Raw genomic sequence first — 22,202 nt, 5'->3', positions numbered from 1 at the left:
ATCACGCCGCTTTCAACCGCCCGGAATCAAGATCACTGTCGGGATTCTGATCGGTTTCTAAGACCTCGCCATCCTTCACGCTTCGAACAATACCGTTGCGCATGAAGGCTATGAAGTAGTGCTTCGTCCTATCAGGTTTGATCTGGGTATCGAAATAAGCGTTGATGCGATCTTCTTCATATCCGGCGTCCCTCAATTCAGCGGTGACTCGCTCAACCTCTTCTCGAAAAACTGGCTTGCAAGGACCGCCGGAAAATAGCAATAATTTACGAACAACCTTCTGGATCTCAGACTGCATACGCATCCTGAACTGCATTCGTTCTTCCGGCTCGGCATCCATCGATTTAAGCTCCTCCATCAATTCGATTAACGCCGCGTAAGAATGCTGTTCATCCTGTGCAGTGTTCGTCAAAGATTGAAGCTCACTCTGGAGTTCCAGGCGCTGTTTCTTCAGCTCATTCATTTGGCCTTCAAGGCTGCGTATCCGCATGACCAACATCTTGATATCACCGCCAGTCTCCACTGCAACCATCAAATTGTTGAACCGCTTCTCGGCATCTTCCAACTTGCCTTCACAAGCGGCCAGTTCACTTCGTTTGGCATTGATCGCGTTCTTGCCTGTCTCATCTCCGAGTATGCGGAGGGTATCGAGTTCGCGAGTAAACTGCATAAACTCGGTTTCCAAGTCTCCGATATTGTACGAAGTGCCGATGCAACCAGCACCTTCCAATGACTTTCCGCAGTAGAGGTTTCCGGGGCGCGTAGCGGATCGATTCCGGACATGCATTCCGGTCCCACAGTAACCACACTTCACTATGCCTTGAAAGATATTAAGGTAGCGTCCCTTTCGACCTGCCGAAATTGATCCGGTATCGCGGTCACGCTCTTTCCGAAGGGCTTGCACTTCGTAGAAAATCGATTTGTCGATGACTGGAGGATAATAGTCCTCCACAAAGGTGTTGGTCGTGGTCTGACCATTATGGTCTTGATCAAGTTGAAGTACACCGATGGCGGCAATGTTCTTCAGCGTGAAATTTACTGAACTGCTCGACCAATACTTCGCACGTTGGATAGTCGGGATACCTTGCTCATTTAGATGACGAACGATGCTCCAGCCGCCCATGCCGTTCTTAGACATTTGGAACATCTTCCGAACGATCTCGGCCTTTTCTTCAATGATTTCGTAGTGTGTCCTATCTTCGGAAGCTTTGAGCCACCACGGGCACCGCTTTGACAGCACTTCTTTTTGCTGTTTGGCTCTCTCCTTCTTGGCATCCCATGCAGCCTTTACACGCTTGGATTTAATCGCTGACTCTTCATGGGCGCGTGACATGCTGACCAATGCGGTCAACAGCGGCAACCAATCATTTTTCAAGCGTTCTTTGCTGTAAATCGCAGAGTCGGTCAGGGTAACAATGGTGATGCCCCGGTTGATGATCTGCTGGAAAATGGCAAGTGCTTCAGTTACCGGCAAGCGAGATAAACGATCAAGCGACTCCACCAGTAGGTATGAATCTGGAGAGATTTTACCGCTGTCGATTGCGGCGATGAATTGGCCTAACGCGCCATGCTCATAGTTGGAGCCGTGGAAGGCGGAGACGCCGAGGTCGTGGACATGGAGTGAGTCGTCAAGGACAAGGCCGTGCTGTGCTGCATACTGCGCGGAGGCCGTCATCTGGCGGCGAAGTGAGTCACCTTTCTGCTGCTCTAGGGAGGAAAACCGGACGTATGAGTATGCTACTGGCATGAGCTACAAGGGTGGTGACGGAGGGTACAGATTATATCCATCCGAGTAGCATGTAGGTGTGTCAAATAGGTCAAAGAATCATCATCATCTGCACGTATTCCAGTTCGATATTGTCTGGCTTGGAAATGCGCATCGCACCCTGCACCCATGAGGTGCCGAGATGCAGACTACGCACGCCCAGCATTTCAGTGATGGTGGCCGGCGGGTGGCCGGGCTGGTCGAAACGGGCGGTAGGGGGCTGGATGGTGTACATCCCGCTAGTTTATCAGGCCAACGGCAAAATCATCGTCACCGTCAGGCCGCCGCCTTCGCGGTTGGCCAGCGTGATCCGGCCGCCGTGCGCCTCGGCGATCTCGCGCGCCAGCGCCAGGCCCAGGCCGGTGCCGCTGCGCTTGGTCGAGTAGAACGGCACCAGCGCGTTGGTCAGCACGGCGTCGTTCATGCCGGGGCCACGGTCCAGCACATCGATGCGGATGCCTTCGTGCAGGCGCCGCACTTCGATACAGACTTCACTGGCGGGCGACCCGGATTCGTGTGCATTCTTCAAAAGATTGATCAGCGCCTGCTCCAGCTGGGCCGGATCGAAGGCGCTGGCTTCCGCCGGCGCTTCGCCGGCCAGCGTGAATACTACCTGTTCGCCCAATTGTGTGATGAAGGGCTGCCAGTGCTGGGTTTCCAGGCGCGGCGCCGGCAGCTTGGCGAAGCGCGCGTAGCCGAGGATGAAGCTCTCCAGATGGCGTGTGCGTTCCTCGATGGTGCCGAGGATCTGCGGCAGCTTTTCGGTCTGTCCGCGCCGTACCAGTTCGGCGCCGGAGTGGGCCAGCGAAGTCAGTGGCGCCAGCGAGTTATTCAGTTCGTGGCTGATCACGCGGATCACTTTCTTCCACGTCTGTACCTCCTGCCGGCGCAGCTCCATGGTCAGCTGGCGCAGCAGCAGCAGTTCGTGCTTGCGGCCATTCAGGTTGAAGCTGCGGCGGGCCAGGTGATACACCTCTTCCTCTTCGTCATCCTTGGTGGTGAACAGGCCGTCGCCGCCGCGCGCCAGCGCCTCCAGCAGCTCCGGTGCGACATTGGCTAGAATGTCGTTCAGCTTGTGGCCTTCCAGCTTGCGGCCTTCGCTGAGCAACTGGCGCGCGGCCACGTTGGCGTAGACGATAGGGCCGGACTCGCTGACCAGCAGCATCGCCACCGGGGTGTTCTGCACCATGGTGTCGAGCAGCAGCTCGCGCTGCACCAAGTCCAGCCGTTGCTGGCGCAGCACGGCGCCGAGCGCGTTGTGGGCGGCCACCAGGTCGCTCAGTTCATCGTTCTGCGGCCAGTGCAGGCTGAAAGAGAAGTCGCCATCCTGATAGCTGGTGACAGTGCCGGTCAGCGCGCGGAACAGCGACAGCATGCGCTGCAGCTCGGCGCGAATGGTGATGATACAGATCGGCAGCACGCACAGCAGGCAGATGCCGATCACCAGCCCTGGCCGCGCCGGGAAAAAGTGTTCCAGCGCCAGGGCGATCAGGATGCCGACCGTGAGCAGGGTGCCGATCAGCGCGGTCCAGCGCGTCAGCAGCGACAGCCGTATGCCTTGCGGACGTGGACGCGAGCCGGGAGCGGGCGCCATCACGGACGGACGATGCCCAGCCGCTCCATGCGGCGGTACAGCGCCTGGCGCGACAGGCCGAGTTCCGCCGCCGCTTGCGCCACCACGCCACCTGCACGGCTCAGCGCCAGGCTGATGGCGTCGCGGTCCGGTTCGCGTGCGGCTTCCTCACTGGCGCCCGCTGCCGCGTTGAACGCGGCCGGCAAGCCCAGGTCGGCCGCCTTGATCACCTCGCCCGAGGCCAGCAAGGCGGCGCGCATCATGACGTTTTTCAGCTCGCGCACATTGCCCGGCCACGGATGCGCCAGCAGCGCCGCATGCGCGTCCGCATGCAGCTGCTTGTCCGCGCCCAGGAAGTGCTGCGCCAGCGGCAAGATGTCCAGCGGCCGCGCCGCCAGCGGCGGCAAGCGCAGCTCGATCACATTCAGCCGATAGAACAGGTCTTCGCGGAAGGTGCCGGCACGTATCATCGCCTGCAGGTCGGCATTGGTGGCGCTGACCACGCGCACCTTGACCTGGCGTTCGCGGTTGGAGCCGAGCCGCTCGAAGCGCCCGGTTTCCAGCACGCGCAGCAGTTTCATTTGCCCGGCCAGCGGCAGGTTGCCAATTTCGTCGAGGAACAGCGTGCCGCCATCGGCCGCTTCAAACTTGCCCTCTCGCGGCTTGGATGCGCCGGTGTAGGCGCCGGCGTCGGCGCCGAATAATTCCGCCTCGATCAGTTCCGACGGGATCGCGCCGCAGTTCAGCACCACGAACGGCCCGTTGCGCACCGAAGAATTGGCCTGGATGATTTCCGCAATGCGTTCCTTGCCGGTGCCATTCGGGCCGGAAATCAGCACCGGCACATCGGCGCGCGCAACCTGGCAGGCCAGGTGCACCACGCGCTCGGTGGCCGGGTCCTGGAACACCATGCCGCGCAGGTCGTGGCCGCGTTCCAGCTCGCGCCGCTGGCGCAAGTCGGCCTGCACCCGCTGCTGCAAGGCGCGCTTGGCCTGGCCCAGCTCAATCAGGTTGTTGACCGTGGCGATCAGCTTGTGGTCGTCCCACGGCTTGGCCAGGTAATCGGCGGCGCCGCCCTTGATCAGGTCCACCGCCGCATCCAGGTGGGTCCAGGCGGTGAGCAGGATCACCGGCAGTTCCGGATGGCGCTCGCGGATGGCGCGGAACAGCGCCGTGCCTTCCTCGCCGGAGGTGGTGTCGGTGCTGAAGTTCATGTCCTGGATCACCAGATCCACGCTGTGCTGCGCCAGCAGCGCCAGTCCGGCTTCGGGCGAGGCGGCGCGCAGCGCCTCGATGTCGTGCAGCGAGAACAGCACTTCGAGGGCCACGGAGACGGCGGCGTTATCGTCGATTATCAGTACGGTAGGCATGTCGCAAGCATAACACTGTCGCGGCACGCCCGAAACGCCGGCGCCGGTCATTAAGCGGTGCGGGTGGCGGTGGCCGGCGAAATGCTGGCGGCGCGCCATGCCGGTCCGTACACCGCGATCACGCCCAGCAGCAAGAAGATGACCGCGCCGCCGACCAGGTAGGCCGGTGGCAAGCGTGTCAGTTCCAGCTGGCTGACCAGCAGCTGGTTCAGGCCCAGCGCCAGCAGCACGCCGGCGCCGATGCCCGCGCTGGTGATCATGAAGTTCTCAGTCAGGAAATAGCGCAGGATGTCGACCCGGCGCGCGCCCAATGCGCGGCGCACGCCGATCTGCTTGCGCCGCTGCGTGACCCACAGGCTGGCCATGCCGACGATGCCGCTGGCGGTGACCAGCAACAGCAGCACGCTGACCGTCAGCAGCATCCAAGCCAGCGCCTTGTCGGCGCGGTAGCGGGTGGTGCGGAACTCGGTCATCGGGCGCACCTTGACGATCACCGGTATCGCCGAATTTTTGCGGGCGGCGTTTTCCGCTTCCTTCATCACGCGCTCCAGCTGGCCCGGTTCGGCACGCAGCGTGTAGTTGAACGATTTTCCGCCAGTGGCGCGCAGCGGCACCAGCGCCGAGAACTCGCCACGCTCGCTGATTTGCGCGCTGGGCGTTTGCAGTTTCTCGACCACGCCGACGATACGACCTTCGCGCGCACCGTCGCCGGTGCCGAAGTAGAAACTCTTGCCGACAAAGCTGGTGCTGCCCGGCCACAGCTTCTCGCCCAGTTGGCGGGTAATGATCGCTACGCCGCTGGACTCCTCACTGACGTTCTGGTCGATGGTGGGCACTTCGCCGGGCAGGAAGTCGCGGCCTTCGATCAGCTTCAGTCCCCAGGTGTTGATCAGCGAATCGGCACTGCGGTAGATGCTGGCGTTGGTGGTCGGCGTGGCCTGCTTGCGGCTGACGGACAGGCTGGTGTAATTGCCGGAGCGCGACAGCGGCATCTGCCACGAAGAAGCCACCGACAGCACGCCCGGCACGGCGCGCAGCGTGGCGGCATTGCGCTGCTGGTTGGCCAGCTGTTCTTCGTGTGTGCCGGCGGTGATCTGGCGGATCTGCAGGGTGAACACGTCCTGCTCGTTGGCCAGGCCGCTCTCGCGCGCCGAGACGGACATGCGCACCTGCACGATGTACAGCGCGTTGGCGAGAATGGCCAGGCTTAGCGCAACTTGCACGGCCACCAGAATGGGGCCGGTCTTGTTGCGCAGCAGGGCGGACAGGATGGGACGGATTTCCATGATGTGTACTCGCTTATTGGGATTTGAGTTGCAGCGCCGGCGTTACCTGGCAGGCGCGCCAGGTCGGCAGCAGGCCGGCCAGCACCGCCGACAGCACCGCCATGGCGAAGGTGGTCAGCAGCATGATCCAGTCCATATGCGCGACCGCCGTCAGCGCCTTCGATTGCATGGCGATCAGTGCCAGCGCGCTAAACGCCAGTAGCAGGCCCAATATGCCGCCGACCAGGCCGACCACCGTGGTCTCGATCAGGAACTGGGTGAAGATTTCGCGGCGCGAGGCGCCCAGCGCGCGGCGGATGCCGACTTCGGCGGCGCGCACCGAGAATTTGGCCAGCAGCAGACCGATGGTGTTGACCAGGCACAGGACCAGGAAGCCGAACGCCAGCCAGGCCGACAGTTTGCTGTCGTTGCCGACCACTTTCAGGTGGTCCAGCCATTCGCGCACGTCGTACAGCACATTCGGCGCGGCGCGTTTCAGGCGGCCCAGCTTGCGCTGTTCGATGGCGTAGCTGTCGAGGAAGCTTTGCAGCTCGGCGCGGTCGGCGGCGGTACGCGTCTCGAACCAGAACTGTATCCAGGTGCATTCAGAATCCAGAAAGCCCTTGAAGCCGGGCGTAACGTCGCCAGTGCAGCTGGTGCTGCCCATGCGCTGGAACTCGTGCCGGATGGCGCTGGCGAAGGGTACGAACATTTCGTCCTCGTCGACAAAGGCCGCGTCCTCGTTGCCGATCAGGCGGTGGAAGCGCGGCACCACGGTCCACTTATCCAGCACGCCGACGATCTGGTACTGGATGGTGCCGATGGTCACGCGCTTGCCGATCGGGTCGGCGTCGCCATACAGCTTGGCGGCCATCGCGCGGCTTAGCACCACCACGTCGGCGCCGGTCTTGTCGTCGGCGGGATTCCAGCCGCTGCCGTGCAGGAAGGGCACATCGAACATATTGAAGAAATCGGACGTCACCGCCAGGCCTTGCGCCATGAAGGCGCCGAGGTCCTTGCGCTCTGGCTCGATCGACTGGCCGATGCCGTAGATGGCGGTGCGGCGTTCGCCGGCCTTGCTGGCGAGCAGATTCATGGCGTCCGGATAGCCCATCTGGTTATCGTTCGGTTCATCGCCAGGCTTGTAGCCGTCCAGCGGGCCATTGTCGATCTGCGGTACGAACAGGCGGTTGCTCTTGTTTGGGATCGGATCGCCGGACATCACATGCAGGATGGTCAGCGTGGAAACGCTGGCAGCCACGCCAATGGCCAGTGTCAGCACCATCAGCGCGGTCAGTGCCGGATTGCGGCGCAGGCTGCGCAGTCCCAGCAGAAAATAGTATTGGAACATGAACGGCTCCTTACGCCACGTGGCCAACAGTGCTCAGCGACGGCGACTTGCGCACCAGGTCGGACACCTGGCCGTCGATGATGTGGACATTGCGCTGGGTGCGCACCGCCAGTTCCGGATCGTGGGTCACCATCAGGATGGTGGTGCCGGCCGCGTTGATTTCCTCCAGCAGCTCCATCACACCGCGCGCCATTTGCGTATCCAGATTGCCGGTCGGTTCGTCGGCCAGCAGCAGCTTGGGCGAACCGGCCAGCGCACGGGCGATCGCCACCCGCTGCTGCTGGCCGCCCGACAGCTCGGCTGGATAGTGCTTCATGCGCGAAGCCAGGCCGACCTTGGCCAGCGCGTCTTCGATGCGCTCCTTGCGTTCGGCGGCGTTGAAGCCGCGATAGCGCAGCGGCACATCGACATTGTCGAACAGCGACAGGTCGGGAATCAGGTTGAAGCCCTGGAAGATGAAGCCCAGCTTTTCATTGCGCAGGCGCGAGCGGGCGTTGTCGTCCATGCCTTTGACATTGACGCCGTCCAGCACGTATTCGCCGTCGGTGAATTCTTCCAGAAGTCCGGCGATATTGAGGAAGCTGGTCTTGCCGGAGCCGGAAGGACCGGTGACGGTGACGAATTCGCCTTGCTTGACGTGGATTTCGAAACCGCGCAGCGCGTGGGTTTCGATCATGTGGGTGCGATACACTTTGCTCAGGTTTTTCATGCGCAGCATAAGGGCCTCTCGGATGTTATTGGTTGATCGAGACGCGTTCGGCGTTCTCAAAGGTTTCGGTTCCTGCGACGACGATCTTGTCGCCCTGTTTCAGGCCGCCGAGAATCTCGACGGCGGACACGCTGGTGGCACCCAGCTTGACCGGGGTGCGGATGGCCAGGCCATCGCGCACCAGGTAGACGAAGCGGCCGCCTTCGGATTCGACGAAGGGACCGCGCTGCACCATCAGCACATTCGGCTTCTCGTCGATCAGCAGGCGCGCGGTGATACGCTGGTTCTGGCGCAGGCCGGCCGGCTGCTGATTGAAGCGCACGCGCGCCAGCACCTGGTTCTTCACCACTTCCGGTGGCAGCGCCGACAGCTTGCCGTTGGTGGTGCCGGTGCCGTAGTTGACTTCCGCGGTCATGCCGATACCAAGGTCGGAGACATAGGTTTCCGGCACTTCCAGTTCCACTTCAAGGCGCGACAGGTCGACCAGCGTCATCAGCGGTGTGTTGGCCGGCACCACGCTGCGGTTGGTCACCGACAGCGTGCCGATGAATCCGTCGACCGGCGCGCGCACAGTCAGTTCGTCAACCCGTCGCTGGGCGTTGGACAGCGTGCTGCGTTGCTGGTCCAGCTGCTTGATCTTGGATTCCAGCTCCAGCGCGACGTTGTCGTTTTCCAGCGTCGATGCCTGCTCGGCGTGCTTGGCGCGGATGGCGGCGGAGTTCAGCGCGTCCTTGGCTTTCTGGTATTCGATCTTGGCGATGATGCCCTCGTTGGAGACGGCGTCGTAGCGCTCCAGCGTGCGCTGGGCCGAGAGGCGGTCGATCTCGGCGGTGTCGGCGTCGCGCTGCGCCAGCAGCTTCTGCTTGCGGGCCAGGATGCGCTGGCGCGCCACGTCGGCTTCGATCTGCGCGTAGGCGGCTTGCTCCTTCTTCAGCGCATCCGACAGGTCGGGCGATTCCAGCACTGCCAGCACATCGCCTCGTTTGACGGTGTCGCCGGCGTTGACCTTCAGCGTGACGGTGGCCAGTGAGGGCGCGTACAAGGTCGGGCTGACGGCAGCGACGATGCGGCCGTTGACGGCGGCGTCGCGGATCAGCGTGCCGCGTCCGATTTCAGCGATGCGCAGGCGCGAGATGTTGACCGAGTGGTCGCTGTCGCGCCAGGTGTGAACGAGATACCAGCCGGCGGCGAGGATCGCCAGCGCGCTGGCGGCGAGGATGATGCGGCGCTTGGCGTGGTGGCCTTTGGGGGCGGTAATCACGGCGTCTTGACTGGAGGTGTCGCGTATCATGGTGGTTCGGTTGTGAGTAGATGGGCAAGCTTATGCAGAAAATGTGCCACCTGCTAAGTTGCTGATTTTTATAAGATTGTTGGCGTGTGTCCGCTGTCCGCGAGCGTCCGTTTTGTCCGCTTTGTCCGGCTGGACTTGAAAATTTGTCAATCGACGGCATATGGCGGGCATGAATGACTATCCTTTCGTCGCCAGCGACGTCGCCTTGTATCACCGTACTGTGTCCGGCACTGACAGCCTGCTGGACACCCACACCTGGAATGACTTGCTGCTGTCCGACTACAGTGCGCTGCTGGCGCGCGAGACCAGCATCCTCGGGCAGCAGGAGCTGCACCGGCGCTTGCAGGTGGTGTCCGGGGCGCCTCCGCCTCCGCTGGCGCGCGCGCTGGCGGAAGATGAACCACGGCGCCTGCGCTTGCAGAATGCGGTCGCCGATCTGCGCCGAGCCGACCGTGAAATCAGCGTGACCTTGTTTGGCGCATCGCCGTTGCCGTCGTTACCGCGCTGGCTGCCTTTGCTGGCCTGGCTGCCGATTGTGACAGTGGTGTCGGTGGTGGCGGCGCTGTTCACCGGCTGGCTGCCGCTATGGGGCGTCGCCGTGGCGCTGGCCGCGCTGCTGTGCGCGATTCAGGCGCGTTATTACGATCAGGTGCAGGAGTGGGAACGCATCCTGCATACCACGCAGTTGCTGCTGCGTGCGCATACGCAGCTGGGGCAGATTGATGATCCTGCGCTGGCGGCGTTGCGCGCGGATGCGGCGCAGGCTGGCCGGCTGAATTGGCGTCTGAACCGCTCGCTGTTTGCCGTGTTGCCGGGCGCGCGCGAGTATGGTGACTGGCTGTTCCTGCAAAATGTGCGTCACTTCTTCCGCAGCCGTGATGTGGTGCGAGAGCATCAGGGCTTGCTGCGCACCAGCTTTGAGCGCGTGGCGGCGGTGGAAGCGGATATTGCGCTGGCACGGCATCTGGCGTCGGCACCGGTGTATTGCTGGGCGGAGCAGGGTGATGAGGTGGTGCTGGAGGATGTGCTGCATCCGCTGCTGGATGGCGCCGCGCCGCTGAGCTTGTGCATGGTGCAGCAGGGCGTGTTCATCTCGGGTCAGAATGGCATCGGCAAGAGTACGCTGTTGCGGACTGTGGGCTTGAATCTGGTCACGGCGCGGGCGTTCGGCTTTTGCTATGCGGCGCGCGCGGTGACGCCGCTGCTGCCGGTGTACAGCAGCATGCAGAACGAAGATGCGATGGCCAGCGGCGAGAGTTTTTACATGGCCGAGCTGCGGCGCGGGCAGGAATTGCTGGCGCTGGCGGAGCGGCAGCCGGCGATCTTCATCATCGATGAGATTTTCCGGGGCACGAATTATCTGGAGTCGGTGTCAGCGGCGGGGGCTGTGCTGCATGAGTTGACGCGGCATGGACGTGTGCTGGTTGCTTCGCACCATCTGGTGCTGGCAGCGCTGCTATCGGACCGTCTGCAGCCGTGGTGTGTGAGCCGGGTTGACGGGCGCTGGCAGCTGGCGCCGGGCCTGCTGGCTGATACCAATGGGATCGCCTTGCTGGGCGAGCGCGGCTTCGGGACTGCCGTCACCGCCAAGGCTAACCGCATCCACGCCTGGCTGAGCAACTATATGGCCCATCCGAGTGGCGTGTCAGTAAAACAGCTTGACGAGGGTGACGACGTGTAGCGCAAGCGACAGGCCAACCATGAGATAAAGCGGCGTGAATTTTGCCTGCAGCGTCTCGATGCGGCCCAGCAGTTCCGTTCGCAACGTCTCGACCCGGCTCGACATTTCCGTTCGCAGCACTTCGACGCGGCCGGTCAGTTCAGTTCGCAGCATATTGATATCGCCCGTCACCTCAGTTCGCAGCATATCGATACCGCCCATCACCTCAGTTCGCAGCATATCGATACCGCCCATCACCTCAGTTCGCAGCGTGTCGATGCCGCCCACTACTTCGGTTCGCAGCATCTGGATACGGGCGAGGACGTCTGTTCTGAGTAGCAGTAGTTCGCCGGGCGTGACGGTGGCTTCGGCCATCGCCAGGCTGAGTGCATTGGCGTGCGCTTCTGCCTCATCGGCCGGGATGCCTGCTTCCGTCAGTTGACGGACATACTCATGGGTGTCGAATTTGATAGGCATGGTCATGATACCTCCCCCAATTGATCGTAGCAGAAACGGCCGAAGTCACAGCCGTTCTCCATCGTATCGAATCATCACCCTACACCTTTGCGCTAGCGCAGACGCCAGCGTTGACTTTGCCGAAAAAGCATCCTATGATTTCTGTAGCGACAGAAATTAGAGAAATCATGAAACTTTCACCGACCATCCAGAAATACATCCTGCACTGGGGCGAAATGGGCGCGCGCTGGGGGGTGAACCGGACTGTGGCGCAGATCCACGCCTTGCTGTTTCTGACCAACCAGCCGCTGAACGCCGAGCAGATCGCCGAGACGCTGGAGGTGGCGCGCTCCAACGTCAGCAACAGCGTGAAAGAGCTGCAAAGCTGGGGCCTGGTGCGCATCACCCACATGCCCGGCGACCGCCGCGATCACTTCCTCGCCCTGCAAGACGTATGGGAAATCTTCCGCGTCATTGTCGAGGAGCGCAAGAAGCGCGAAATCGATCCGACCCTGACCGTACTGCGCGCCTGCGCGGTCGAGGCGGAAAGCGATCCGGAACTGGAGCACGCCACCAAAGTCAAAATGGAGCAAGTGCTGGCGTTTATGGAAATGCTGACCACCACTTACGACGATTACAAACACCTGCCGCCAGCCACCATGCAGCGCTTCCTGAAAATGGGAGGCAAGGTCGCGCGCCTGTTGGGCAGCGATTAAATTTTTTAGCCAAATATTTCTGTATTTACAGAAATTACTGACGGAGGATGCGATGAAAGTCCTGGTACTCGGTGCGACAGGTTTGATCGGCAGCCATGCGGTGCGGGCACTGCGCACGGCCGGCTGCGAGGTGACCGGCTTGAGCCGCCGCCGTCCCGTTGGCGAGCAGAACTGGCTGGAAGCGGATGTCGGCCGCCTGACCAGCAAACAGGATTGGCTGACGCTGCTGCCAGGCTATGATGCGGTGGTCAATTGCGTGGGCATCATCCGCGAAGCCGATGCTGGCGATTTCGACCGCCTGCATCGCGCCGCGCCAGTTGCCGTGTTCGCCGCTTGCGAACAGCTCGGTGTGCGGCGTGTGGTGCAGGTCTCCGCGCTGGGCAGCCATCCGGACGCTGCTACGGGTTATTGGCGCAGCAAAGGCGCGGCGGAAGTGGATTTGCTGGCGCGTGACTTGCAGGCCACGGTGATCCGCCCGTCGCTGGTGTATGGCGAGCATGGCGCCAGCAGCGAGATGTTCCGCATGCTGGCCACGCTGCCTGTACTGATGATGCCGATGGCGCATCGCGCCAAGGTACAGCCGATACACGTTGAGGACCTGGCGGCCATCATCGTCAAGCTGGTGACTTCGGCGGAAGCGCCGCCGCGCGAACTGGCCACCGTTGGTCCGCGCGCCGGCAGCATGGCTGCGTATCTGGATGACTTGCGCAAAGGGATGGGGGCGGCGCCGGCGCTGGTGATGTCGCTGCCGATGCCCATCGCGCGTATCGTGGCACGGGTGGCCGCACTGTTCCCATCCAGCGCGCTGACGCCGGAATCGCTGCTGATGCTGGAGCAGAGCGCCGACGGCAGCAACACCGCCAGCGCAGACGCTGCGGCGGCACTGCTGGACGCTCCGCTGCGCGACCCGTCGCAGTTTGCGCAGCCGGCCCAGCGCATCGGCGCAGTGTGGGGCTGGGCCTCAACGCTGATCACGCTGGCGATGGCATCGCTGTGGCTGATCACCGCCGCTGTCTCCTGGTTCGGCTGGCCGCATGAGGAAAGCCGCGCGTGGCTGGCTGCCTGCGGCATCCCCACTATTGCGCAGGAACCGATGCTGCTGGCGGCCAGTCTCACCGATGCGGCCATCGGCGTGCTGCTGTTGCTGCGTCCGCGCCGCTGGCTATGGGCGGCGCAATTGCTGCTGGTGGGCGGCTACACGCTGGTCATGAGCCTCTGTCTGCCATTCTTCTGGCTGCATCCGTTCGGTCCGCTGAGTAAAAACCTGCCCTTGCTGGCATTGATGTTCTTGATGTGGAGAGAGAGTAAATAATGGACTACCTGGCGATCAAATGGCTGCACATCCTGTCTGCGACAGCGATGTTCGGCACCGGCTTCGGAACGGCCTTCTATATGTTCTTCACCAATCGCACCCGCAACGTGGCGGCGATTGCCGTGGTGTCGCGGCTGGTGGCGCGCGCCGACTGGTGGTTCACCACGCCGTCGGTCATCATCCAGCCGCTGTCAGGCTTGTGGATGATCCATCTCGCGGGCTTTCCATTCAGCTCGGCATGGATCGTCTGGTCGATCGCACTGTACGCCTTGGCTGGCGCTTGCTGGCTGCCAGTGGTGTGGCTGCAACTGCGCATGCGCGACATGGCCGCACTGGCCGCGCAAACACAGCAGCCCTTGCCAGAGCGGTACTGGCGCTATGAAAAAATCTGGACCGTACTCGGCTTCCCCGCCTTTGGCGCGTTGTTGATCGTCTACTGGCTGATGGTAAACAAGCATACTTAACGTTAACTTCCAGCTCATAAAAATTCAAAATTTGATATAGTGTTTCTAGTCGGAAATGTCATTTTTTGGAGGCGGGATGAATAAGGTTACGGTACGGGCCAGCTTATTAGGCGTGCTTGTTTTGTTTACGATAATGTTGCTCGCCGGCGCAGGCTTGGGCATTTTTGCTTTGCAACAGTCCAACCAATCGATCGCGGTGGTGCACACCATCTCGACGCAGGTGATCACCATCAATGACGCCTACAAGGACACCACCCGCACCCGCTCCGCGATGACGCGCGGCTATGCCGCACTGAAGGAAGGCGACGACAAGGCCACGCGCGATTCCGCACTGACCAGCGCCAAGAAGTCCTACCAGCGCACGCTGGATTTTCTGGACAAGTTTGAAAAAGCGCCGGATTTCCCTGGCCAGGATACGCAACTGAAGAAAGACCTGGTGGACTCCGGCCGCAAGCTGTCCGCCGTGCTGGAGCGCGCCTCGGCCGCGCTGGCCAAGGACGATACCGCAGCTTACTCGGCGATCAACTCCGGCGAGCTGACGCCAGTCGGCGCCAACTTCTCGTCACTGCTGGAGAAATTCCAGAAGCTGGGCGATGAACAGATCAAGGAACTGGCCGACAGCCGCGCCAAGGAATACACAGTGGTGATGTGGCTGGTGGCGCTGGGCCTGCTGATCGCGCTGGCGGTGGTGTTCGGTGCGCACCTGATGCTGCGCTCCACCGTGCTGCGTCCGCTCGAAGGCGCGGTCGAGCAGCTGGACCGTGTGGCCAGCGGCGACCTGACCGCCAATATCGAAGCATCCGGCGACAACGAAATCCAGCGCCTGCTGAAAGCGATTCAGCGCATGCAGCGCGACTTGCTGTCCACCGTGTCGCGCGTGCGCAACGGCGCCGACGTGATCAACACCGGTTCGCAGGAACTGGCGGCCGGCAATATGGAGCTGTCGTCGCGGACTGAAACTCAGGCCAGTTCGCTGGAAGAAACCGCCGCCTCGATCGAGGAGCTGACCAGCACGGTCCGGCAGAACTCGGAGAACGCCCAGCATGCGCGCTCGCTGGTCGAAGGCGCGTCGGCCACGGCCGCGCAAGGCGGCGAAGTGATGCAGCAGGTGGTGACCACCATGAACGACATCAACGACGCGTCGCGCAAGATTGTCGATATTACCGGCGTCATCGATGGCATCGCGTTCCAGACCAATATCCTGGCGCTGAATGCAGCGGTGGAAGCAGCGCGCGCTGGCGAGCAGGGCCGCGGCTTCGCAGTGGTGGCGACCGAGGTGCGCAATCTGGCGCAGCGCTCGGCTGCGGCGGCCAAGGAAATCAAGGTGCTGATTGATGATTCGGTGCAGAAGATCCAATTGGGCACCAATCTGGTCGAGCAGGCCGGCACCACCATGACCACGCTGGTCGGCAATGTGCATCAGGTGACGCAGATTGTGGGCGAGATCGCGGTGGCCAGCCGCGAGCAGAGCGATGGCATCGACCAGGTCAACCAGGCGGTGGCGCAGATGGACGAGGTGACCCAGCAGAATGCCGCGCTGGTGGAAGAGGCCGCCGCCGCGACCCAGTCGCTGCAGGATCAGGCGGCCGAGCTGCAACAGACAGTCAGCGTGTTCAGGATCAACGAGAGCGCCGTGACTGGCGGCGCCGCACGCCGTGCTGGCAATCAGCTGGCGCTGCGTTAAGCAAGCGCCACCGGCACGACGCGGCCTTGCCAGCCGCTGTCATTGCCGGCGATGACCAGATAGTTGCCCGCAGCTTCGGCCTGGACGATCAGTTCGCCGCCCGGCGCCCAGAACGCGCTCTTGCCGGCGCTGATATAGCCGCCGGATGGTGCGGCGTGATTCGCCAGCAGTACCCCCATCTGATGTTGTTCCGCATAGCCGCGCAGCAGCGCGGCGTCGGTCGCATATCCCCCCTCCGAAATCAGCACGCCAGCCACGTATAGCGTGGCGCCGGCTAGTGCGGCCGCGCCCGCGTGCGCAGCGTGCGTGGTGTCGGCACAAATGGCTTCCACGTAGCGCTGGCCGTGCAGCGGATGTGCGGTGGCGCCAGCGGGGCCAGGCTGCGCATGCACTTCTTCGCCGCCGTGCAGGTATTGCTTGCGATAGACCGTGGTGGCGCCGTCGGCGTGCAGGGTGATGCTGGCGATGCAGGGCTGCGCTGCGCCGGCGTCGATGACCGGCGCGCCGACGATGACCGTCATGCCGGCCGCAGCAGCGCGCAGCGCTTGCAGGCGCGCATCGTCCGGCGCCAGCGCGCATTGGCGCAGCAAGGGCAATTCGTAGCCGCATAGCGACAGCTCGGGAAACACCAGCAGCTGCACGCCCTCGGCGCGCGCGGCAGCGACGAAGCGCAGATGCGTTTGCAGATTAGCGGCGATATCACCAGCCACTGACGGCGCTTGCGCCGCCGCGATACGGATGCCCATTACTTCTCCTGTTTGAGTGGTTTGCCCTTGTCCATCACTTCGCGGCAGTCGCCCTTGAACGTGGCGTTGTCGTAGTTGGACCAGCCGTAGCTGTCTACATAGCGCTTGTGCTGCTTGAATTGGGGACTGACGAAGCTCCACTCCAGTTTTTCATCGCTGTATTGGATATTGCCCAGGTCCAGCAGCGTGTGGAAGATATTCTCGGTCGCCAGCTTGGCCTTGCGGTGGCGCAGCAGTTGCTGGATTTTGTCCGGATAGTGGGCCTGATATTCGTCCGAGTACCAGACGATGGCCGGCACGTGGAATTCGTATTGCGTGTTGTGGCCATGGAAAGCCAGGTTGCAGCTGCCGTCATACAGTGTCTGGCCGTGGTCGGCCACATACACCATCGATGCCAGCTGCTGCGTGTCTTTCAGCTGGCCGATCACCTGCGACAGGAACCAGTCGGTGTACAGGATCGAGTTGTCGTAGCTGTTGTTGATCTGCGGCTTCAGCTTCAGGTCGGTGTAGGCCGGCTTGTCGACGCCGAACAGCGACGGCTGCCATTGGTCGAAATCCTTGGGATAGCGCTGGCTGTAGTTCCAGTGGTTGCCCAGCGTGTGCAGCACGATCAGCTTCTTCGGCGCGGCGTCGTTGATCGCATGGTGCAGCGGTTCCAGCAGGATCTGGTCGAAGTTGGAATTATTGGTGAAGCCGCCCAGATTCATGAACTGGATCACGTCGGACTCTTTGGCGAACACCGACACCGGCGTGTCGAACTGGCCGAAGGAAATCTGGTTCGACAGCCAGAAGGTCTTGAAGCCGGCTTCCTTGTAGGCGGTGATGAAGGATTTTTCAGAGAAGCCTTCCTTCAGGCTTTGCATGGCCGGCTTGCGCGAGATGATGACCGGCACCGACAGCCGCGTCGCCGAGACGGCGGTGATCACATCCGGCAGCGTGACCAGGTTGCTTTCCTGGCGCAGCAGCGGGGTGGTGTCGCGCGTGTAGCCATTGATGCCCCAGCGGTCGTAGCGCGACGATTCGCCGATCACCATGATGACGATTTCCGGCGTGTCGTTGGGCTGCGGCTGATGCGCCTTGAAGCTGAAGCTGCTGCTGCGCCGGCCCAGGTCGGCCAGGTAGGCACGTTCCTTGTAGAAGTCGATGCCGCGCGCGGCCAGTCCGAATGGCCAGGACGAGGCCAGTTCGCCAAAACTCAGCGGCGAGCGCAGCCGCCAGGGCAGGGCGGCCAAGTGCCAGTCGCTGTAACCGGCGCCGGCGATGGCGGCGTATTCCGCATCGGCGGCAGTGCTGGCCGATGCGCTGGCCTGCTTGCTGGCGCTGGCCGGCTTGGCCTGCACGCCGAATTCCCAGCCGTAGAGCGCCACCGCTGTCACCAGCGCCAGCAGGCATAGCGCGGCCCGGCGCGACATGCCGCGCCAATGCAGCAGCGGGCTGCGTTGTGCCGCCAGCTGCACCGCGCTCCACCAGCCGATGACGGCCAGCAGCACGGCCGCCATCAGCCATACTTTATTGCCGAGGAATTCCATCGCCTCCTTGGGGCTGGTTTCAGCGATGATGCCCAGGTGGTGGGTGGAAATGCCCTGGCCATAATAAACAAACAAGTAAATCTCGGTCGGCAGCGCCAGGAAGGCGGGCAGCAGCAGCCAGTGAAACCAGGCGGGACGGCCAAACACGCTCCACACCGCCAGCCACAGCAGCGCTTCGACCGCCAGCACATGGCCCAGATCCGGCACTTGCTTTCCCAGCAACAGCGGTACGCAGGGCACCAGCGACAGCAGCAGGTAGCTGGCAAACACAAATAAGGGGGCGGGGCGCAGCAGGGATCGCATCAGGCAGTGGCGGGAATGGAATTATTTGCTATTATCAAGCGTTTCCCGACCTTTCTGCTAGTGCTGACTTCCCTGCTGGAAGCCGCATGGCGCCGCGAAATTGATTGACTGAGCCATGCTTCAGGTCTATACTCGCGAGTTCTCAATTTATTCTGCACATCGTATACGTTGAATCTGGCTGCTCCATGAGAGTGGCTGTTTGCGCCTCCGAAGGCCCAATAGATCGAGAGAAGGTTTTTGTCCCCGGCATTATGACCGGGTTGTTAACGTTGTTATTTAGTTGGGTTTAGAACGATGCCAACCATCAATCAACTGATTCGCCAACCACGTACCAAACTGGTCGTGAAGAGCAAATCGCCGGCGCTGGAAAACAGCCCGCAAAAACGTGGCGTGTGCACCCGTGTGTACACCACCACTCCTAAGAAGCCTAACTCGGCACTGCGTAAAGTTGCCAAAGTGCGTCTGACCAACGGTTTCGAAGTTATTTCGTACATCGGCGGTGAAGGCCACAACCTGCAGGAACACAGCGTTGTTCTGCTGCGCGGCGGTCGTGTAAAAGACTTGCCAGGTGTGCGTTACCACATGGTTCGCGGTGCACTGGATACCCAGGGCGTTAAAGACCGTAAACAAGCTCGCTCGAAATACGGTGCCAAGCGCGCCAAGCAAGCTAAGAAGTAATTTACATTAATTGAGTTGAGCCGGTCGCGAGACCGAGTAAGTGGATGGCTATGATGGCCGCCGCGAGTGACCGCAAGGCACTCAACTGAAGATAAAAGGAAATGACATGCCACGTCGTCGTGAAGTACCCAAGCGCGAGATCCTGCCGGATCCAAAATTCGGCAACACCGATGTCGCCAAATTCGTGAACGTTCTGATGCTGTCCGGTAAAAAATCGGTCGCAGAAAACATCATCTACGGTGCCTTCGAGCACATCACCCAAAAGTCCGGTAAAGACCCGCTGGAAGTGTTCGCCACCGCGCTGAACAACGCCAAGCCGCTGGTTGAAGTGAAATCCCGTCGCGTTGGTGGTGCAAACTACCAGGTGCCGGTTGAAGTCCGCCCAGTGCGTCGTATGGCGCTGTCGATGCGTTGGCTGCGTGAAGCTGCTAACAAGCGCAGCGAAAAATCCATGCCACAACGTCTGGCAGGCGAACTGCTGGAAGCGGCTGAAGGCCGTGGCGGTGCGATGAAAAAGCGTGATGAAGTTCACCGCATGGCTGAAGCGAACAAAGCGTTCTCGCACTTCCGCTTCTAATAAAATCGGCCAGCTGCTGCTGGCTGTTATCCGTTGTTCGAGGCCGGGCTCATTTTTTGTACAAAAAATGGCGCTCGGTTTTGTCCATTAAACGATTTAGGATTAATTATGGCCCGCAAGACCCCCATCGAGCGCTACCGCAATATCGGTATCTCCGCTCACATCGATGCAGGTAAGACCACCACTACCGAGCGCGTTCTGTTCTACACGGGCGTGAACCACAAGATCGGTGAAGTTCACGATGGCGCCGCCACCATGGACTGGATGGAGCAGGAACAAGAGCGCGGTATTACCATTACCTCCGCTGCGACCACCTGCTTCTGGAAAGGCATGGCAAACAACTTCCCAGAACACCACATCAACATCATCGACACCCCAGGCCACGTTGACTTCACCATTGAAGTTGAACGTTCGATGCGCGTGCTGGATGGTGCTTGCATGGTTTACTGCGCAGTGGGCGGTGTTCAGCCACAGTCGGAAACCGTATGGCGTCAGGCTAACAAGTACAAAGTGCCACGTCTGGCCTTCGTCAACAAGATGGACCGTACCGGTGCGAACTTCTTCAAAGTGTACGAGCAAATGCGCGCACGCCTGAAGGCCAACCCGATCCTGATCCAGATCCCTATCGGCGCTGAAGACAACTTCAAAGGCGTGATCGACCTGGTCAAGATGAAAGCGATCATCTGGGACGACGCTTCGCAAGGCATGAAATTCGACTACGTCGATATCCCTGCTGAGCTGGCTGATTCGGCCGCTGAGTGGCGCGAGAAGATGGTTGAAGCCGCTGCTGAAGCGAACGAAGACCTGATGAACAAGTACCTGGAAGAAGGCGATCTGTCGGAAGCCGAGATCAAGAAAGCCATCCGCGAGCGTACCATCGCTTCGGAAATCGTGCCTATGCTGTGCGGCACCGCTTTCAAGAACAAGGGCGTACAGGCCATGCTGGACGCGGTCATCGAGTACCTGCCATCGCCGATCGACATCGCCGACGTGAAAGGCACTGACGAAGACGAAGAGCCAGCAACCCGTAAAGCATCGGACGAAGAGAAATTCTCGGCGCTGGCATTCAAGATCATGACCGACCCGTTCGTTGGCCAGCTGGCCTTCTTCCGCGTGTACTCGGGCGTGATCAATGCTGGTGACACCGTGTACAACTCGGTTAAAGGTCGTAAAGAGCGTCTGGGCCGTATTCTGCAGATGCACGCCAACCAGCGCGAAGAGATCAAAGAAGTGCGCGCCGGCGACATCGCCGCTGCGGTTGGTCTGAAAGACGTGACCACCGGCGAAACCCTGTGCGATCCGCAATCGATCATCACCCTGGAAAAAATGGTCTTCCCAGAGCCAGTGATTCAACAGGCTGTGGAACCAAAAACCAAGGCTGACCAGGAAAAAATGGGTCTGGCGCTGAACCGTCTGGCACAGGAAGATCCTTCGTTCCGCGTGAAGACCGACGAAGAGTCGGGCCAGACCATCATCGGTGGTATGGGCGAGCTGCACCTGGAAATTATCGTTGACCGTATGAAGCGCGAATTCGGCGTGGAAGCCACCGTGGGCAAACCACAGGTTGCCTACCGCGAAACCGTCCGCAAATCGGTGAGCGATGTGGAAGGCAAGTTCGTTAAGCAGTCGGGCGGTCGTGGTCAGTACGGTCACGCTGTTGTGACCCTGGAACCACAGGAACAAGGTAAAGGCTTCGAGTTCGTCGACGCGATCAAGGGCGGTGTGATTCCACGTGAATTCATCCCTGCGGTTGAAAAAGGCGTGCGCGAAACCCTGAACACCGGTGTTCTGGCTGGCTACCCAGTGGTTGACGTCAAAGTCACCCTGACCTTCGGTTCGTACCACGATGTTGACTCGAACGAAAATGCATTCCGCATGGCCGGTTCGATGGCATTCAAAGAAGCGTGCAAACGCGCTAACCCAGTCATCCTGGAACCAATGATGGCTGTGGAAGTGGAAACGCCGGAAGACTACGCCGGTACCGTGATGGGCGACCTGTCGTCCCGCCGCGGTATGGTGCAGGGCATGGACGAAATCCCAGGCGGCGGCGGCAAGATCATCAAAGCCGAAGTACCGCTGTCGGAAATGTTTGGTTACTCGACCACCCTGCGTTCCGCAACGCAAGGTCGCGCAACCTACACCATGGAGTTCAAGCACTACTCCGAGGCGCCTAAGCACGTTATCGACGCTATCGTTACCGCGAAAGCCAAGTAATCTGGTATTTTTGCAGCCGGGTAGATCATCCGGCTGCATATTTAAAACATTGTTCTAAGGAAGAATCAAAATGGCAAAAGAAAAGTTCGAGCGGACTAAACCGCACGTCAACGTAGGCACCATCGGTCACGTCGACCACGGCAAAACCACCCTGACCGCTGCGATCGCAACCGTTCTGTCGAAGAAATTCGGCGGCGAAGCGAAAGCTTACGACCAGATCGACGCTGCTCCAGAAGAAAAAGCACGCGGCATCACCATCAACACCGCACACGTTGAGTACGAAACCGCTTCGCGCCACTACGCTCACGTTGACTGCCCAGGCCACGCCGACTACATCAAGAACATGATTACCGGCGCAGCGCAGATGGACGGCGCGATCCTGGTGTGCTCCGCAGCTGACGGCCCAATGCCACAGACCCGCGAACACATCCTGCTGGCCCGCCAGGTTGGCGTTCCATACATCGTTGTGTTCCTGAACAAGTGCGACCTGGTCGACGACGAAGAACTGCTGGAACTGGTTGAGATGGAAGTGCGCGAGC

At 61.0% G+C, this 22,202-nt stretch carries 19 protein-coding genes and 1 pseudogene; 9 read left to right on the top strand and 11 right to left on the bottom strand.

Translation table 11 applies throughout. The annotated features are described in order from the left end of the window. Nucleotide 1 precedes the first annotated feature (1 nt). The 8 genes and pseudogenes from KW842_RS25170 to KW842_RS25135 form a co-directional block, all read right to left on the bottom strand. A complete protein-coding gene (locus KW842_RS25170) occupies nucleotides 2-1,747 on the bottom strand; it encodes a recombinase family protein (RefSeq protein WP_218306866.1) in 1,746 nt (581 codons plus the stop codon). 76 nt (nucleotides 1,748-1,823) lie between these two features. Next, a pseudogene (locus tag KW842_RS25165) lies at nucleotides 1,824-2,000 on the bottom strand (spermidine synthase); the annotation flags it as partial. 12 nt (nucleotides 2,001-2,012) lie between these two features. Then, a complete protein-coding gene (locus KW842_RS25160) occupies nucleotides 2,013-3,359 on the bottom strand; it encodes a PAS domain-containing sensor histidine kinase (protein ID WP_218306930.1) in 1,347 nt (448 codons plus the stop codon). Then, entirely contained in the window at nucleotides 3,359-4,708 is a 1,350-nt protein-coding gene (locus KW842_RS25155) for a sigma-54 dependent transcriptional regulator (protein WP_218306865.1), read from the bottom strand. Before KW842_RS25155 ends, KW842_RS25160 begins: the two co-directional genes overlap by 1 nt. Nucleotides 4,709-4,758: 50 nt before the next feature. Continuing rightward, nucleotides 4,759-5,994, bottom strand: a complete 1,236-nt coding sequence (locus KW842_RS25150; protein WP_218306864.1) for an ABC transporter permease — start codon at nucleotides 5,992-5,994, stop codon at nucleotides 4,759-4,761. A 13-nt stretch (nucleotides 5,995-6,007) separates the two neighbouring features. Beyond that, entirely contained in the window at nucleotides 6,008-7,324 is a 1,317-nt protein-coding gene (locus KW842_RS25145; protein WP_218306863.1) for an ABC transporter permease, read from the bottom strand. A gap of 10 nt (nucleotides 7,325-7,334) precedes the next feature. Then, complete coding sequence (locus KW842_RS25140) at nucleotides 7,335-8,042, bottom strand: ABC transporter ATP-binding protein (protein WP_218306862.1); 708 nt, start codon at nucleotides 8,040-8,042, stop codon at nucleotides 7,335-7,337. Between the two features lie 16 nt (nucleotides 8,043-8,058). Continuing rightward, complete coding sequence (locus tag KW842_RS25135; RefSeq protein ID WP_218306861.1) at nucleotides 8,059-9,324, bottom strand: efflux RND transporter periplasmic adaptor subunit; 1,266 nt, start codon at nucleotides 9,322-9,324, stop codon at nucleotides 8,059-8,061. A 169-nt stretch (nucleotides 9,325-9,493) separates the two neighbouring features. Here KW842_RS25135 and KW842_RS25130 point away from each other — a divergent pair, with 169 nt between their 5' ends. Continuing rightward, a complete protein-coding gene (locus KW842_RS25130) occupies nucleotides 9,494-11,005 on the top strand; it encodes a DNA mismatch repair protein MutS (protein ID WP_229223895.1) in 1,512 nt (503 codons plus the stop codon). Here the strand turns inward: KW842_RS25130 and KW842_RS25125 are convergent. Further along, nucleotides 10,970-11,467 carry a CCDC90 family protein gene (locus tag KW842_RS25125; protein WP_218306859.1) on the bottom strand — a complete coding sequence of 166 codons (498 nt, stop codon included), beginning with the start codon at nucleotides 11,465-11,467 and terminating at the stop codon, nucleotides 10,970-10,972. The genes KW842_RS25130 and KW842_RS25125 overlap by 36 nt on opposite strands. 161 nt (nucleotides 11,468-11,628) lie before the next feature. Between KW842_RS25125 and KW842_RS25120 the strand changes: the two genes are divergently transcribed. From KW842_RS25120 to KW842_RS25105, 4 genes are read left to right on the top strand one after another with little or no spacing between them, the layout of a single operon-like run. After that, nucleotides 11,629-12,156 carry a GbsR/MarR family transcriptional regulator gene (locus KW842_RS25120; RefSeq protein ID WP_218306858.1) on the top strand — a complete coding sequence of 176 codons (528 nt, stop codon included), beginning with the start codon at nucleotides 11,629-11,631 and terminating at the stop codon, nucleotides 12,154-12,156. 52 nt (nucleotides 12,157-12,208) lie between these two features. Next, nucleotides 12,209-13,468: an SDR family oxidoreductase gene (locus KW842_RS25115; protein WP_218306857.1), complete on the top strand. Its 1,260-nt coding sequence runs from the start codon at nucleotides 12,209-12,211 to the stop codon at nucleotides 13,466-13,468. Next, nucleotides 13,468-13,932: a DUF2269 domain-containing protein gene (locus KW842_RS25110; protein ID WP_229223894.1), complete on the top strand. Its 465-nt coding sequence runs from the start codon at nucleotides 13,468-13,470 to the stop codon at nucleotides 13,930-13,932. The genes KW842_RS25115 and KW842_RS25110 overlap by 1 nt, the downstream gene beginning before the upstream one ends. Nucleotides 13,933-13,987: 55 nt before the next feature. Beyond that, on the top strand, nucleotides 13,988-15,616 hold the full coding sequence (locus tag KW842_RS25105) for a methyl-accepting chemotaxis protein (protein WP_307729875.1): 1,629 nt from the start codon (nucleotides 13,988-13,990) through the stop codon (nucleotides 15,614-15,616). Here the strand turns inward: KW842_RS25105 and KW842_RS25100 are convergent. Further along, entirely contained in the window at nucleotides 15,613-16,362 is a 750-nt protein-coding gene (locus KW842_RS25100) for a carbon-nitrogen hydrolase family protein (RefSeq protein ID WP_229223893.1), read from the bottom strand. The genes KW842_RS25105 and KW842_RS25100 overlap by 4 nt on opposite strands. After that, nucleotides 16,362-18,194, bottom strand: a complete 1,833-nt coding sequence (locus KW842_RS25095) for a phosphoethanolamine transferase (protein ID WP_218306855.1) — start codon at nucleotides 18,192-18,194, stop codon at nucleotides 16,362-16,364. Before KW842_RS25095 ends, KW842_RS25100 begins: the two co-directional genes overlap by 1 nt. A gap of 294 nt (nucleotides 18,195-18,488) precedes the next feature. Between KW842_RS25095 and rpsL the strand changes: the two genes are divergently transcribed. The 4 genes from rpsL to KW842_RS25075 form a co-directional block, all read left to right on the top strand. Further along, nucleotides 18,489-18,872, top strand: coding sequence for a 30S ribosomal protein S12 (rpsL, locus tag KW842_RS25090; RefSeq protein WP_092281397.1), 384 nt, complete (start codon nucleotides 18,489-18,491; stop codon nucleotides 18,870-18,872). A gap of 106 nt (nucleotides 18,873-18,978) precedes the next feature. Further along, nucleotides 18,979-19,449 (top strand): 30S ribosomal protein S7, encoded by a 471-nt coding sequence (rpsG, locus tag KW842_RS25085; RefSeq protein ID WP_218306854.1) that lies wholly within the window; start codon nucleotides 18,979-18,981, stop codon nucleotides 19,447-19,449. A 108-nt stretch (nucleotides 19,450-19,557) separates the two neighbouring features. Continuing rightward, a complete protein-coding gene (gene fusA, locus KW842_RS25080) occupies nucleotides 19,558-21,663 on the top strand; it encodes an elongation factor G (protein WP_218306853.1) in 2,106 nt (701 codons plus the stop codon). A gap of 70 nt (nucleotides 21,664-21,733) precedes the next feature. Then, on the top strand, nucleotides 21,734-22,202 hold a 469-nt coding region (locus KW842_RS25075; RefSeq protein WP_218306852.1), incomplete at its 3' end, for a GTP-binding protein.

The organism is Duganella sp. sic0402 (genome assembly GCF_019219065.1).
Classification (GTDB): Bacteria; Pseudomonadota; Gammaproteobacteria; order Burkholderiales; family Burkholderiaceae_D; genus Rugamonas.
The sequence above is the reverse complement of the archived record's forward strand: the minus strand, read 5'-3'. Positions and strand labels throughout refer to the sequence as shown.

Excerpts from the sequence above, each read along its gene's own strand:
- KW842_RS25170 (WP_218306866.1), bottom strand. The coding sequence starts at position 1,747 with ATGCCAGTAGCATACTCATACGTCCGGTTTTCCTCCCTAGAGCAGCAG.
- KW842_RS25160 (WP_218306930.1), bottom strand. The coding sequence starts at position 3,359 with ATGGCGCCCGCTCCCGGCTCGCGTCCACGTCCGCAAGGCATACGGCTG.
- KW842_RS25155 (WP_218306865.1), bottom strand. The coding sequence starts at position 4,708 with ATGCCTACCGTACTGATAATCGACGATAACGCCGCCGTCTCCGTGGCC.
- KW842_RS25150 (WP_218306864.1), bottom strand. The coding sequence starts at position 5,994 with ATGGAAATCCGTCCCATCCTGTCCGCCCTGCTGCGCAACAAGACCGGC.
- KW842_RS25145 (WP_218306863.1), bottom strand. The coding sequence starts at position 7,324 with ATGTTCCAATACTATTTTCTGCTGGGACTGCGCAGCCTGCGCCGCAAT.
- KW842_RS25140 (WP_218306862.1), bottom strand. The coding sequence starts at position 8,042 with ATGCTGCGCATGAAAAACCTGAGCAAAGTGTATCGCACCCACATGATC.
- KW842_RS25135 (WP_218306861.1), bottom strand. The coding sequence starts at position 9,324 with ATGATACGCGACACCTCCAGTCAAGACGCCGTGATTACCGCCCCCAAA.
- KW842_RS25130 (WP_229223895.1), top strand. The coding sequence starts at position 9,494 with ATGAATGACTATCCTTTCGTCGCCAGCGACGTCGCCTTGTATCACCGT.
- KW842_RS25125 (WP_218306859.1), bottom strand. The coding sequence starts at position 11,467 with ATGACCATGCCTATCAAATTCGACACCCATGAGTATGTCCGTCAACTG.
- KW842_RS25120 (WP_218306858.1), top strand. The coding sequence starts at position 11,629 with ATGAAACTTTCACCGACCATCCAGAAATACATCCTGCACTGGGGCGAA.
- KW842_RS25115 (WP_218306857.1), top strand. The coding sequence starts at position 12,209 with ATGAAAGTCCTGGTACTCGGTGCGACAGGTTTGATCGGCAGCCATGCG.
- KW842_RS25110 (WP_229223894.1), top strand. The coding sequence starts at position 13,468 with ATGGACTACCTGGCGATCAAATGGCTGCACATCCTGTCTGCGACAGCG.
- KW842_RS25105 (WP_307729875.1), top strand. The coding sequence starts at position 13,988 with ATGTCATTTTTTGGAGGCGGGATGAATAAGGTTACGGTACGGGCCAGC.
- KW842_RS25100 (WP_229223893.1), bottom strand. The coding sequence starts at position 16,362 with ATGGGCATCCGTATCGCGGCGGCGCAAGCGCCGTCAGTGGCTGGTGAT.
- KW842_RS25095 (WP_218306855.1), bottom strand. The coding sequence starts at position 18,194 with ATGCGATCCCTGCTGCGCCCCGCCCCCTTATTTGTGTTTGCCAGCTAC.
- rpsL (WP_092281397.1), top strand. The coding sequence starts at position 18,489 with ATGCCAACCATCAATCAACTGATTCGCCAACCACGTACCAAACTGGTC.
- rpsG (WP_218306854.1), top strand. The coding sequence starts at position 18,979 with ATGCCACGTCGTCGTGAAGTACCCAAGCGCGAGATCCTGCCGGATCCA.
- fusA (WP_218306853.1), top strand. The coding sequence starts at position 19,558 with ATGGCCCGCAAGACCCCCATCGAGCGCTACCGCAATATCGGTATCTCC.